The organism is Paenibacillus sp. FSL E2-0201 (genome assembly GCF_037963325.1).
Taxonomy (GTDB): Bacteria; Bacillota; Bacilli; order Paenibacillales; family Paenibacillaceae; genus Paenibacillus_AQ.
In genome coordinates this window covers 5271643-5284898 of sequence record NZ_CP150154.1, presented here as the reverse complement: position 1 = coordinate 5284898, position 13256 = coordinate 5271643, and the positions used below count along the sequence as shown (strand labels likewise).

Annotated in this window: 12 protein-coding genes; 11 read left to right on the top strand and 1 reads right to left on the bottom strand. The window is 43.7% G+C overall.

The window, feature by feature from the left end; all coding sequences use genetic code 11:
- Positions 1-78: 78 nt before the first annotated feature.
- The 6 genes from NSU15_RS23865 to NSU15_RS23840 all read left to right on the top strand — a co-directional run bounded on the left by NSU15_RS23865 (position 79) and on the right by NSU15_RS23840 (position 7024).
- Positions 79-330 (top strand): post-transcriptional regulator, encoded by a 252-nt coding sequence (locus NSU15_RS23865; RefSeq protein WP_042130493.1) that lies wholly within the window; start codon positions 79-81, stop codon positions 328-330.
- Between the two features lie 221 nt (positions 331-551).
- On the top strand, positions 552-1802 hold the full coding sequence (gene secD, locus NSU15_RS23860; protein ID WP_042130491.1) for a protein translocase subunit SecD: 1251 nt from the start codon (positions 552-554) through the stop codon (positions 1800-1802).
- Positions 1792-2694 (top strand): protein translocase subunit SecF, encoded by a 903-nt coding sequence (gene secF, locus NSU15_RS23855; protein ID WP_042130490.1) that lies wholly within the window; start codon positions 1792-1794, stop codon positions 2692-2694. Before secD ends, secF begins: the two co-directional genes overlap by 11 nt.
- Positions 2695-2859: 165 nt before the next feature.
- A complete protein-coding gene (locus NSU15_RS23850; RefSeq protein ID WP_076117411.1) occupies positions 2860-3810 on the top strand; it encodes a cation diffusion facilitator family transporter in 951 nt (316 codons plus the stop codon).
- Positions 3811-3839: 29 nt separating this feature from the next.
- A complete protein-coding gene (recJ, locus tag NSU15_RS23845) occupies positions 3840-6242 on the top strand; it encodes a single-stranded-DNA-specific exonuclease RecJ (RefSeq protein WP_339287768.1) in 2403 nt (800 codons plus the stop codon).
- Between the two features lie 263 nt (positions 6243-6505).
- The gene (locus NSU15_RS23840; protein WP_042130484.1) at positions 6506-7024 is read left to right on the top strand and encodes an adenine phosphoribosyltransferase; all 519 of its coding nucleotides are present in this window, start codon (positions 6506-6508) and stop codon (positions 7022-7024) included.
- Positions 7025-7264: 240 nt separating this feature from the next.
- Here NSU15_RS23840 and uraA read toward each other — a convergent pair whose 3' ends face one another.
- Positions 7265-8578: a uracil permease gene (gene uraA / locus NSU15_RS23835; protein WP_042130482.1), complete on the bottom strand. Its 1314-nt coding sequence runs from the start codon at positions 8576-8578 to the stop codon at positions 7265-7267.
- A gap of 306 nt (positions 8579-8884) precedes the next feature.
- On the opposite strand from uraA, the gene NSU15_RS23830 reads away from it, so the two are divergent.
- The 5 genes from NSU15_RS23830 (at position 8885) to NSU15_RS23810 (ending at position 12997) form a co-directional block, all read left to right on the top strand.
- Positions 8885-11065: a bifunctional (p)ppGpp synthetase/guanosine-3',5'-bis(diphosphate) 3'-pyrophosphohydrolase gene (locus tag NSU15_RS23830; protein ID WP_042132407.1), complete on the top strand. Its 2181-nt coding sequence runs from the start codon at positions 8885-8887 to the stop codon at positions 11063-11065.
- A gap of 21 nt (positions 11066-11086) precedes the next feature.
- Complete coding sequence (gene dtd, locus NSU15_RS23825) at positions 11087-11530, top strand: D-aminoacyl-tRNA deacylase (protein WP_339287767.1); 444 nt, start codon at positions 11087-11089, stop codon at positions 11528-11530.
- 160 nt (positions 11531-11690) lie between these two features.
- Positions 11691-11846: a hypothetical protein gene (locus tag NSU15_RS23820; protein WP_156114855.1), complete on the top strand. Its 156-nt coding sequence runs from the start codon at positions 11691-11693 to the stop codon at positions 11844-11846.
- A gap of 147 nt (positions 11847-11993) precedes the next feature.
- Positions 11994-12503, top strand: a complete 510-nt coding sequence (locus NSU15_RS23815) for a type 1 glutamine amidotransferase domain-containing protein (protein WP_042130474.1) — start codon at positions 11994-11996, stop codon at positions 12501-12503.
- Between the two features lie 44 nt (positions 12504-12547).
- Entirely contained in the window at positions 12548-12997 is a 450-nt protein-coding gene (locus tag NSU15_RS23810; protein WP_339287766.1) for a hypothetical protein, read from the top strand.
- The last annotated feature ends 259 nt before the right edge of the window (positions 12998-13256 follow it).

Genomic DNA, 13256 nt, shown 5'->3' with positions numbered 1-13256 from the left:
AAGGAGGAAAGCAGAGAACTTGGGTCGAATACTTATGGTAAGCATACGCACACGAGCGATCTTTGGAGGTGTCATCACGTGGAATCGGAACAGTGGAATCATGATCAACATAGTGAAGAAATCGAAGCCATGTGCCGCAGCAAAGCTGAAGAATTCCGGCTCCTCGGCTATGAGTATGTAACCAGCAAGGATATTTGGGATTGTATCAGTCGTAATTATGATAAGGACGGGATGCCTCCCTTGCATAAGCTGGTAAATGATATTTATTCCTTAAAAGCCAATAGTTACATGACTTATTTGACTATAGCGGCCTACCGGGGGTTGAACTGAATAACAAACACTCCGTTTCTTTTTGCGAATAGGTACATAAAGCTGTAAAGTGAGAGAATAATAACTTCACATTTCCTATATAAACGGATGTCTTGCTGTTATGAGCAGGGGCGGCCGTTTCTTTGTGTGAGTATAGCTATGTCCATGCTGTGAATTGACGGTCATTTCGCGTGTAGCTATAATAGGAATATTGAGTTAATGAAAGGGGAACTAGCTAGAGCATGAAGAGACTAATGGGCTTTATTATTACCGTGCTCGTTTTGACAGGCGTCATGGTATTTACTACTCCTGGACTGCTGGACAAGGTTAGACTTGGTCTTGACCTGAAAGGCGGATTTGAGATTCTGTACCATGCAGAGCCTATGGAAGCGGGAGCTGCATTGTCCCGAGCTTCACTGTTGAAAACAGCAGAAAGTTTGGAAAAACGGGCTAATGCGCTCGGAACCAGTGAACCAGAGGTTACAACTGAAGGTACTGATCGTATTCGTTTGAAAATTGCGGGCGTTACTGATGAAGCAGAGGTTCGTAAGAAGATGAAGGAGCCTGCAGTTCTGACTTTCCGTAGTGCTGCTGAAGGTGACGCTGAAGGTACTTACAGCAAGATCGAACTGGTAGGTAGTGATTTTGTTGAAGGTGCAGCAGAGGTTGGACGGGATAACCTGAATCAGCCAATCATCAGTATCAAAATAAAAGACAAGGATAAATTCGCAGAGATTACTAAACGCCTCTTAGGAAAGAATCTCGCAATTTATTTGGATGAGAACAAACTATCGGACCCTACGGTACAAGCAGTACTTACCGATGGTAGTGCGTCTATTTCCGGTCAGTATACAATTAAAGAAGCACGTGAACTGGCTGACACTATTAATCTTGGTGCGTTGCCACTGAAACTTACTGAGAAATACTCCCAAAGTGTGGGTGCAACACTTGGTAAACAGTCGCTTGAACAAACGATCAAAGCTGGCTTAATAGGTTCTTTGATTATCCTTATCTTCATGATCGGTATGTATCGCTTGCCAGGTCTCTTGGCTAGTTTTGCACTGATCTTGCATACATGGTTGCTAATTGTGGTCTTTGTCTTTGCGGACTTTACATTGACATTGCCTGGTATAGCCGCGTTTATTCTGGGTATAGGGATGGCCGTCGATGCCAATATCATTACAAATGAACGGATAAGGGAAGAAATGCGCAGTGGTAAAAGTGTACTTTCCTCTGTTAAAGCAGGTAATAAATCCTCTTTCCGGACAGTAATGGACTCCAATGTCACAACTGTTATTGTGGCGGCTGTCATGTTCGCCTTCGGTACAGGTGCAGTCAAAGGTTTCGCATTGGTACTGATTGTGGAAATCGTACTGAGTATCGCTACGAATCTTTATTTCTCCCACTGGTTGCTTAGCCAGCTTGTTAAAGCGGGTAAGCTGAACAAACCGAAGAGTTTCGGTGTTAAGGAGAGTGATATTCGTGCGCTTTAAGAAAGAGCTTGATTTCGTACATTTGAGTAAATTTTTCTATGTTTTTTCCATTGCTCTTACAGTGGCAGGTTTGATTTTCCTAGCAACCTTTGGATTGAATTACAGCGTTGATTTCAAAGCAGGATCTAATGTTGATATCTCTCTGTCAAAGAATTTGACATTGGAAGAAGTTAATTCAGCGGTTGAAAAAGTTGGGATTTCAAGTGAGCCAAGCATTACGTTAGGAAGTGAACGGGTCAACGTTCGTTACGATCAAGTACTTGATGAGCAACAAGATGAAGCGCTTAAAGCAGAGATCTTGAAGCTGGACGATAAGGCATCGTTTGAGATTAACACCGTGGATACTGAAATGTCTAAAGAACTTGCACGTAATGCGATCTATGCGGTTCTCATTTCTTGTCTAGGGATTATCATTTATGTAAGCATCCGTTTTGAATGGCGGTTTGCATTGGCAGCTATCGTTTCACTGATCCATGATGCCTTTATGGTCGTTGCCATCTTCTCTATCTTCCGTTTGGAAGTGGATTTGACGTTTATTATAGCGGTGCTTACGATTATCGGTTATTCCATCAATGATACGATCGTTATCTTTGACCGTATCCGTGAGAATTTACGTTTTGGTAAACAGAAGACCTATGAAGACTTGAAAGAACTTGTGAATAAGAGTGTGGCTCAGACCCTTATGCGCTCTCTCTACACAGCATTTACCGTGTTTATTGCGGCGTTCTTCCTGTTAATTCTCGGAGGAGAGTCCATCAAGATGTTCTCGCTTGCGATGGTTATCGGATTGCTATTCGGAGCGTACTCTTCCATCTTTATTGCAAGTCCGGTGTGGCTACTGCTTAAGAAGCGTGAGAAGACAAAGGTAAAGAGTAGCCCAGCTAAAGGTTAATGTCTCAAGAGAAATAACATGGCTACACTTGAATGAAAAAAACATCAACTTTATAATTTAAGAAAGCCGCGTCAAATGCGACGCGGCTTTCGAAATCTTTGGGGTAGTATGTCATGTGTATTGTATCATCATGAGATTACTTGCTAGTGGTAAGGGGGGCCTCGTATGAATAAAGAACGATCACCGCAAAGCAAGACGGTTGCTTGGACAGGGATCATCAGCGATGTTACTTTGGCAGTAGCTAAGGGTAGTTTTGGCTATATTTCAGGTAGCAAGGCATTAATGGGCGATGCTTTATACTCCGGAGCAGATGCTGCAGCTAAATTGGCGGATATTCTTCCGTGGCGCTCTGAAGAGAACAGAAAGAGCAAGCAACGGATAGAAGATCGGCGGGGGAGTAAGGAACCGCTTTTAGCTATACTTTTTTCGGTATTAATCCTAATGGGAGGGCTGCAGATCGTATTCTCTGCAATCCGTGACTTAACCGAAGGACAGTCATCTACTCGCGGTGAACTTGCACTTGTAACTGTCTTGCTATCTATTGTATTTAAAGAAGCTGTATTTCAATATCAATATCGGTACTTTAAAAAAATAGGTGATGGCAGTCATGCTGCTTATACCAATAGTCATCGTTTCAGTTTATATACTTCTATCACAGTATTAGTTGGGATATCATTATCAATGGGAGGGACCTATTGGCATCCTCTACTCTATATGGACCCTATTGCCGCACTTTTAACTGGATGCTTAATACTTCGTAAAGGCTATATACTCATTGTTAGTACGGTAAATGGTAAGAATGTGCAGGAGCTACCTTCTGAGGAGGCAGCTAATTTTATTGAAACTGTACAACGTGTTCACGGCGTTATCCGTGTGGAACATTTGAAGGCGCTTGAGCAAGGGAATTATGTGAATCTGCATGTGAAGATCAGTGTAAATCCGCGAATAACGGTGATGGAAGCACAGGATATATCGGAATGTGCAAGAAAGTTATTACAACACCGGTTTGTTCATGTTGGTGAGGTACACATGGACGTAGTTCCTTATGACCCCGGATATCCATACAAAAGTAACTATGAATTGGCGGATAATGATATTCCGACGTTGCTTCAGTAGTTCGCAAGGTGAGAGAAAGGTGAGCGCTATTGCTTTATTCAAAAACAAGATGGCAATCTCCGGCAGCCGATCCCGACATCGTAAGGGATATGGCCCGGAGCCTTTCTATTTCTCCGCTCTTATCCTCACTATTAGTGACTAGAGGAATGAATACGCCGCATGAGGCTCTATCGTTCATGGATGGCGGTGTGGAAGCTTCGCATGATCCGTTCCTCCTAAAAGGAATGGCCGAAGCGGTTCCCAGAATTAGAAAGGCTTTAAAAGAAGAAGAACATATTCTTATTTACGGTGACTATGACGCCGATGGTGTGTCCAGTACCGCATTAATGATTCATTTGCTACGTTACTTGGGTGCTTCCTTTGATATTTATATCCCGCACCGTTCGAATGAGGGCTACGGGCTGCATAATCATGCTTTGGATTGGGCTCTACAGCAGGGTGTATCCTTAATTATTACTGTAGATACTGGCATTAGCGCCTATCATCAGATTGCTTACGCTAATGAACTCGGGATCGATGTGATCGTCACGGATCATCATGAGCCACCAGAGCTTCTCCCTGAGGCTTACACGCTGATTAATCCGAAGCTGCCCGACTGCCCATATCCCTTCAAAGGATTGGCGGGTGTGGGGGTAGCTTATAAGCTGGCTCAGGCTATGTTAGGTGAGGAAACTCCCGAAGAATGGCAGGAAATAGCCGCTATCGGTACTGTAGCGGATTTAATGCCGCTTCTAGACGAGAATCGCGAGATTGTTCGAAACGGGTTAGTCAGTATGCGAAACTCTCGATTCCCTGGTATTCGTGCTTTATTAGGTGTCAGCGGGGTGACCATGAGTACGGTGAGTGCGGTTAATATCGCTTTTGGAATGGCGCCTCGTATCAATGCGAGCGGTCGTCTGGATCATGCTGGACGGGCAGTGGCTTTACTTACAACCGAGCATGCTGATGAGGCAGAGCAACTGGCTGGGGAACTTGATCTGCTCAATAAAGAACGCCAATTGGTTGTAGAAAGAATTGTAGTGGAGGCCACTGCAAAACTGGAGCAGATGACTCAGGGCGGAGAAATACCAGATATCATTGTTCTTGCTGAACAAGGTTGGAATGTGGGTGTGGTAGGTATAGTGGCTTCCAAACTGCTGGAGCGTTACTATCGGCCTGTGATTATTCTGGATATTCATCCAGAGACCGGTATGTGCAAAGGATCTGCCCGCTCCATTCCTGGCTTTGATATATATGCGGCGTTATCCTCTTGTTCTAACTTAATGGAGCATTTCGGTGGTCATCCAGCAGCCGCAGGAATGAGTCTGCATCAGGACGGCTTAGAAGCCTTCGCTGCGGCATTAAATGAATACGCGGCTACTGTGTTGACACCGGAGCATTTCGTTCCTGTTACTTCTGCCGATGCAGAAGTGTCGATATCTGATTTGTCCCTTCAGACCGCGCTTGAATTAGAAAGGCTTGCACCTTTCGGGATGTCAAATCCTTTGCCAAAGTTTATCATTCGCGGGGCTACCGTGAAAGAGACACGAACAATGGGACAAGAAGGAAAACACTTGAAGATTGTATTGCAGCAGGGGAAGAGTACAATTGAAGCCTTAGCTTTTGGTAAAGGAGATTTGGCTAAACTCCTTCCTGCGGGCACCACAATCAATGTGCTGGCAGAACTGTCGATCAACGAGTGGAATGGCTCGAGGAAACCACAATTGATGCTCCAGGATTTATCTGTTCAAGATGCTCAGTTATTCGATCTCCGTGGCGCTGCAGACGCTGTACGGCAAGCTGCGCATATTAGAGAGCTGCTGCTGCCTTATAGCGGTGCTGGTCCATATCGAGCCGCAGCAGTGTTTCAGAGCGGACGTATGACCCCACAGACTGAATTGATAGGAATGTCCTTCTGGGTATATGATAAAGAAGATGGCATTAGCGCCGCTAATAAGGATGACTCAATTCAGGAATCAGGGCATGTCTCATTGTTATGTCTACTGGATATGCCGGAGACGCCTGAACAACTTGACGCGTTACTAAAGGCTTTTCCTAATGCTGATAATATCGCACTGTTGCATTCTATAAAGGATGGTCGTGAACGACTTATCATTCCGACACGGGATCATTTTAAAATACTTTATAAACTGCTGGCGTCAATCACTGCTGTTGCAAAACCTGAGAATGAAGTGCTGCTACGGCTAAGCCGACAATCGTCATTAAGTATTCGAATGCTTAATAAAATGTTAGATGTATTCGAGGAGCTTGATTTTATTGAAAGAAGTCAGGGAAGTGTGACCTTTATTACGCAGCCCGCAGCTAAGAGTCTTACAGCATCAAGTCATTTCGTTAGACTGGGGCAGATGGCGGAAATGGAGCAATACTTCATGGAAGGTAGCCTGTCTGAGCTACAGGATTGGATGTTATCACGTCGTTTAGGCGTATCGTAATTACGAAGCAAGTTTTGCCGAACTGAACTCAAAGTAGCATATGCTAACAAAACAAAGCAGACGCTTACGAAGTAAGTTTTGCCGAACTGAACTCAATGAAGCATATGCTAACAAAACAAAGCGGACGCTTACGAAGCAAGTTTTGCCGAATTGAACTCAATGAAGCATATGCTAACAAAACAAAGCGGACGCTTACGAAGCAAGTTTTGCCGAACTGAACTCAAAGTAGCATATGCTAACAAAACTTTTAGGAGATGAAAAATTTGGATTTTAAAGATAGTATTCGCGTGATTCCTGACTTTCCAAAAGAAGGTATTAGTTTTAAAGATATCACCACTTTGCTAAAAGACGGTGACGCTTACCGCCAGGCGATTGATGCACTGAAAGCTCTTGTAGCTCACTTAGAAATAGACGTAATAGCTGGACCGGAAGCACGTGGTTTTGTAGTTGGTGCACCGCTTGCTTATGCATTGGGTGTAGGTTTTGTGCCAATTCGTAAGAGTGGGAAACTGCCTTATGAGACTATCGAGGTTGGGTATGATCTTGAATATGGTAAAGACACACTTGCTGTTCATACAGATGCGATTAAGCCTGGACAAAATGTATTAATTGCTGATGATTTATTAGCAACAGGAGGCACTATAGCTACTTCGGTAAGCCTTGTGGAGCAGCTTGGTGGTAAGGTGGTAGGCGCAGCATTTTTGATTGAATTGGTTGAGCTTGCTGGACGTAATAAGCTTTCTGGAATTGAAGTTATTACTTTAGTTGATTACGAAGATTAATCCGATAAACTTGTCTTTTCCCGGGAAATAAATGGGCATTTATGTATCGAATGATGTTGAAAAGTGCAAACAACAGCAATTCTCTGTCACCACTTGCGGAGAATTGCTGTTTTGCATTTTTTGATCAAAATGCTTCTTAAACGATCAACCGGAAATTTCAGTTTTGAGTCAAAAAAAAGACTGCTTAATCCATAAAATGGATCTAGAGCAGTCTTTTTGAATTATTAATTCATAAATAAATTAGTGAGCAGCTTTATCGCTTTCCCCACCATCATTGGACAGTCCAAGAACTTCAATGAGTTTGAAGAATATGGCTAGAACGATACCAACAATTGTAGCTAGAGCCATACCACTGAGTTTTACGTTGCCCATAGTAAGGGTTGTACCACTAATTCCGACAACAAGTACCAGGGTAGCCATGATCATGTTAGTAGCCTTGGAAAAATCAACTTTTTGCTCAACAAAGATCCGTAAACCTGATGCGGCAATTACGCCGAATAACAGCAGGGATACACCACCCATTACAGGTGTCGGGATGTTAGCAATAACGGAGGAGAAAGTCCCTGAGAACGAAAGCACAATGGCGATCACCGCTGCACCGCCAATAACATATACCGAATAAACTTTAGTTAAAGCCATAACCCCGATATTCTCACCGTAGGTTGTATTTGGAGTAGAACCGATAAAACCGGAAAGAATGGTTGATATCCCGTTACCCATCAGGGAACGGTCAAGTCCAGGATCTTTAGCCAAATCTTTACCGACGATATTACTGGTTACAAGCAAATGTCCAATATGCTCAACAATTACAACAAGCGATACTGGAATAATGGTTAGGATTACATTCCAATCGAAGGATGGAGTAACAATGGTAGGGTGTGCTAAAAAATTTGCATTAGATATGGCAGCAGTATCCACCATTTTCATAATATAAGCTAAACCATAACCAGTTACGATACCGATGAGGATATGAATGATTTTAGGGAAACCGCGGAAAAGCACAGCTCCGATTACCGTTACGCCCAGTGTTACCATAGAAAGTGTGATTGCTTTGCCATCAGGAGTCCAGTCTGCAACTGCAACACCTTCAGGAGCAATAAGTCCTGCCATACGCGCGGCAACAGGCACAAGCTCAAGTCCGATCGTTGCTACGATAGCACCCATTACAGCTGGTGGGAAGACGACATCAATCCATTTTGTTCCTGCATAACGGATGATTAAAGCAACGAGTACAAAGATAACACCAGTGATGATGAAAGCGCCTAAAGCAAGCGAATACCCTTTCATATGATCATCTTGATGATCGGCAAGCACAGATAAGACTGGTGCGATAAATGCAAAGCTGGAGCCTAGGTAGGCAGGTATTTTACCACGGCAAATCCAGATGTATAACAGTGTGCCGATACCGTTCATCAGCAAAATCATCCCAGGGTCAACCCCGAACAAGTTAGGCACTAGCACTGTACTGCCAAACATGGCGAACAAATGCTGTAGGCTTAATAGAAAACCGGGGCCCCATGGAAGTTTTTCATTAACTTGAATTTCGCGTTGCAATGGAGTTCACTCCTCTTTCTTATTGGCTATGATATTGTCCAGCGAAAATCCGCCTTTACTAGATTAAATAGAACTGGGCATTTTTACAACAACATTTTCACAAGTGTTATTAATTTGTCCGATTTTCATAACTTTTACTTCTTGAATACCATGAGATGGCAAGTGTTGACGTAATCCTTCGTAAGCGTCATAATTATAGACAACTTTGAACAAGAGCGTAAGTTGCTTGCGAAATGATTGGAACCTGCAGATTTTAGAATGATTGCGGGTTCATTTTATTATAGAAAGGAAACGGATACGACGAGAATGGGCATAGAGCGATTAATTGATAAGGCTGGCGCCTATATAAAAGATAAAGATCTTCTCCGCATCCGGGAAGCTTATGAATTTGCCGATCAGGCTCATCACGGGCAGATCCGCAAGTCGGGGGAGCCATACATTCTGCATCCGCTGGCGGTGGCAGATATTGTCGTCAATATGCAAATGGATGTTATATCTATTGTTGCGGCGCTTTTGCATGATGTTGTGGAAGATACGACGGTCTCATTGGAACAAATCCGCGCGAAATTTGGCGATACCTGTGCGATGCTTGTCGATGGCTTAACTAAGCTGGAACGCATCCGTTTTCGCTCAAAGGAAGAGCAGCAGAACGAGAATTACCGTAAGATGTTTATTGCGATGGCGCAGGATATCCGGGTTATCGTTATCAAACTAGCGGATCGCCTGCATAATATGCGTACGTTAAAGTATCAATCTGAAGAGAGCCAGCGGCGTATTTCTTACGAAACGTTGGAGATTTTCTGTCCTGTGGCTGATCGTTTGGGGATTTCCGCGATTAAGTGGGAGATGGAGGATATTGCACTTCGTTACTTGAATCCGCAGCAGTACTATCGCATTGCTAATCTGGTGCATAAGAAGCGGGCAGAACGTGAGCAATTTATCGACAGCGTAATTGGCCGTATTCGTGCCAAGCTGGATGAAATGGGCATTGAAGGTGATCTTTCAGGTCGCCCGAAGCATATCTACAGTGTTTATAACAAAATGAGCACAAAAAACAAACAGTTTAACGAGATCTATGACCTCTTGGCCATCCGTATCATTGTGGATAATATCAAGGATTGTTATGCAACCCTCGGAATTATTCATACGCTTTGGAAGCCGATGCCAGGTCGATTCAAAGATTATATAGCTATGCCCAAAGCGAATATGTATCAATCTTTGCATACTACAGTGGTAGGTCCTGGCGGAGAGCCGACCGAAGTGCAAATTCGTACTTGGGAAATGCATCGCACGGCCGAATACGGGATCGCAGCACACTGGGCATACAAAGAAGGTACCAGCAATAATGTGAATCCGGAGAACCGGATGCCTTTTTTTCGCGAAATATTGGAGCTTCAGCATGAGGCCAAGGATGCCGAAGAGTTCGTAAAATCACTCAAAATGGATTTTTTCTCGGATCTCGTGTTCGTATTTACGCCTAAAGGCGAGGTTATTGAGCTTCCTGCGGGTTCTGTACCGCTTGATTTCGCATTCCGTATTCATACGGAAGTGGGGAATCGCACGATCGGTTCTAAGGTAAACGGACGAATCGTACCGCTGGATCACAAGCTGAAGACAGGCGATATTGTTGAAATACTGACGTCTAAGCATTCTTACGGACCGAGCCGCGACTGGCTCAAGATTGCCCAATCCTCTCATGCGCGAAGCAAAATTAAGCAATGGTTCAAAAAAGAAAAGCGTGAGGAAAATGTCGAAAAAGGTCGCGAAGCGATTGAACGTGAGCTGAAGCGTCTGAATGTCGAGGTTTCTGAGTGGATTTCCGATGAGAAATTATTAGAAGCTGCGAAGAAATTCGCTTTTAACGATGTTGAGGATATGTTATCTGCTGTTGGCTTTGGGGGAATTACCGCTTCTCAGATTGCTTCCCGTTTGACGGAGAAGCTGCGCAGAGAGCAGGAAGAAGCCGCTAATCACTTAGAGCTTACCTCAGAGATGAAGGAGATCAAGTCTTCCGGCGAAAAACGTAATCAACCGACCAATGGTGTTAGTGTAAAGGGAATTGAAAATTTACTTGTCCGTTTTGCACGATGTTGTAATCCGGTACCGGGTGACGATATTGTAGGTTATGTTACACGGGGTCGGGGCGTATCTGTACACCGCCAGGATTGTCCTAACATTCCGGGTGAAGGTGACGGAGAAGAAGCAGCTAGAGTGATTGAAGTGGAATGGGAAGGCACGATGGAAGCGAACTACAGTGTGGATATTGAGATTACTGGTCATGATCGTAATGGACTGCTCAATGAAGTGCTGCAGGCGGTTTCCGAGAGTAAAACGAACATTTCTGCGGTCACTGGGCGCTCTGACAAGAATAAGATGGCAATGATTCATATGACCATTCTCATCCGTAACACAGAGCATCTGCAATCCGTTGTAGATAAAGTAAAACGAGTCAAGGATGTATATACAGTGAATCGGATTATGCAATAGGGCAAGGAGCGGAGTAGTACGATGAGAATTGTAGTACAGCGTTGTAAGGATGCCAAAGTAACCGTGGATAGTGCAGTGACCGGAGAGATTGGCAAAGGCTTGATGCTGCTAGTCGGCGTTACGCATGAGGATACAGAAAAGGATGCCAAATATTTGGCGGACAAAATAGCAGGACTGCGTATTTTTGAAGATGAAGCCGGTAAAATGAACTACAGTGTCACGGAGACTGAGGGAGCAATTCTTTCGGTATCCCAGTTTACTTTATACGGGGATTGTCGTAAGGGGAGACGGCCAAATTTCATGGGAGCAGCAGCTCCTGCGGAGGCCGAGCGACTTTATGATTACTTTAACCAAGAGCTTAGAGCCGGAGGTCTTCAGGTGGAGACGGGCGTATTTGGAGCGATGATGGATGTGTCGCTGACCAATTGGGGCCCGGTTACTCTCATTTTAGATAGCCGCAGTTAATGAAAAGGATGTCGAAAATCGCTTCTATCGGAGCTAACTTTCGACATCTTTTTTTTTGTGTGTTTAAGCTTTGGGCAAAAATCTTGCGCGGATAGAGCCACTTGGAGCTGGATAAACTAAAGGTAGACAGTGATCCCGCACAAGGCAAGGAGCTTAGGTAATGAGACAATCACAGAAGGCATGGGTATGGAGAAGCATCCCGGCACTAGCGGCTGGGAGTCCTGTAGAAGCCTATGCATTAGCCAAAAAGACAGAAGAAGAAATTGAATCTCAAGTGATCAAAGGAAGAAGCCGCAATCTCTTACCGCGTACCTGAAATGGTGGTAGAGGCGGCTTTTTGATGCAGTTAACGGGGTGTATTTTCTGATTAGAGTTTAGAAATCATTGTGATAAGGGTAATAGACGACAAGAAAGAACAATAACTACCTTTTCATATGAACAAGCAGAGAGGAGAACTTATCACATGAGTAATGTTGCGTTTTTACTAGCTAATGATTTTGAAGATTCTGAGATGAAGGTTCCTTATGATGAAGTTATAAAGGCAGGACATCAAGCTGACATTATTGGTTTAAAGAAGGGGGAGACCTTACTAGGCAAAAAGAAAGAAGTCTCTTACGCAGCTGATAAAGCTATAGCCGATGTTAAAGCAGGCAGCTATGACGCGATTGTAATTCCAGGGGGTTCTTCCCCCGAAAACTTGCGGCAAAATGCGGATATTCTGAAGTTTGTGAAAGAAGCAAATGAAGCTGGTAAACCAATCGCATCTATTTGCCACGGACCTCAAATTCTGATTAGTGCAGACTTGCTTAAGGGACGTACCATCACCTGTTATCCTCCGCTGAAAGATGATGTTGTGAACGCCGGTGCGGAGTTTAAAGATGAAGAAGTGGTAGTTGATCGTAATTACATTACTTCGCGTACACCGAAAGATGAGCCTGCCTTCGTTCGTGAAATATTGAAGGTCCTGAAATAGCAATTTATAACACTGAGTCTTATAATCTAAAGGAGGTAATGGTAATGACCAGAAAAATCCAAGCATATTTTAGAACGGAAAATGAAGCAGAAGGTGCTAAAATTGCATTGATTAGTTACAAGGTGGATGGCTTGGAAGTTTGGCCGCTCACGGACCCTATTGGGGAAGATCGTAGAATCCTGTTTCCCATCGCGCCATTTAGTAATACAACATTAGCTGCAGGCACAATAGGGACGCTTGGAACGGGTAGCACTCCGGCAGCTGGAGCTATGCTGGCTCCTGATGTTGCCGCCTCCGAAACTCGGGATGAACCTGAGACTCATTATAGTGTAGATGAAGACCAGGTAAGTGCGGATGTAGCCGATGACGAGCTTACAGATGGGGATTTAAGTGAACTGCGTTATGTGATGGATTTAAGTGTCGCAGAAGAGAATTATAATGAGGTTGTAGAAATCCTTCGGGGTAAAGGGGCATTTGTTGAGCAATTCGATTAACAATAATCTATTAAAATAAACCGCTTTCATGAATGTAATATAATCGTAATATTACATACATGTTTCCTTAATATAGCGTGTTTATAATAAAGGCATGACCCCCTTTTTAATAATATATGATGATGGACCTGCAGCATTTGGCTGCAGGTCATTTTTTTTGTAACGGTTCAAATGAAAGGTTAGAAGTTGAAAGTTGTCGAATTTTTATTCAGCTTCGTATTTACTGCCTTGACTTTAGCACAGTAGTTCAGTAGAATTT

What these genes read in the sequence shown, in the direction of transcription:
- NSU15_RS23820 (WP_156114855.1), top strand. Translation starts at nt 11,691, where the DNA reads ATGAGACAATCACAGAAGGCATGGGTATGGAGAAGCATCCCGGCACTA.
- secD (WP_042130491.1), top strand. Translation starts at nt 552, where the DNA reads ATGAAGAGACTAATGGGCTTTATTATTACCGTGCTCGTTTTGACAGGC.
- NSU15_RS23815 (WP_042130474.1), top strand. Translation starts at nt 11,994, where the DNA reads ATGAGTAATGTTGCGTTTTTACTAGCTAATGATTTTGAAGATTCTGAG.
- NSU15_RS23810 (WP_339287766.1), top strand. Translation starts at nt 12,548, where the DNA reads ATGACCAGAAAAATCCAAGCATATTTTAGAACGGAAAATGAAGCAGAA.
- NSU15_RS23850 (WP_076117411.1), top strand. Translation starts at nt 2,860, where the DNA reads ATGAATAAAGAACGATCACCGCAAAGCAAGACGGTTGCTTGGACAGGG.
- dtd (WP_339287767.1), top strand. Translation starts at nt 11,087, where the DNA reads ATGAGAATTGTAGTACAGCGTTGTAAGGATGCCAAAGTAACCGTGGAT.
- NSU15_RS23830 (WP_042132407.1), top strand. Translation starts at nt 8,885, where the DNA reads ATGGGCATAGAGCGATTAATTGATAAGGCTGGCGCCTATATAAAAGAT.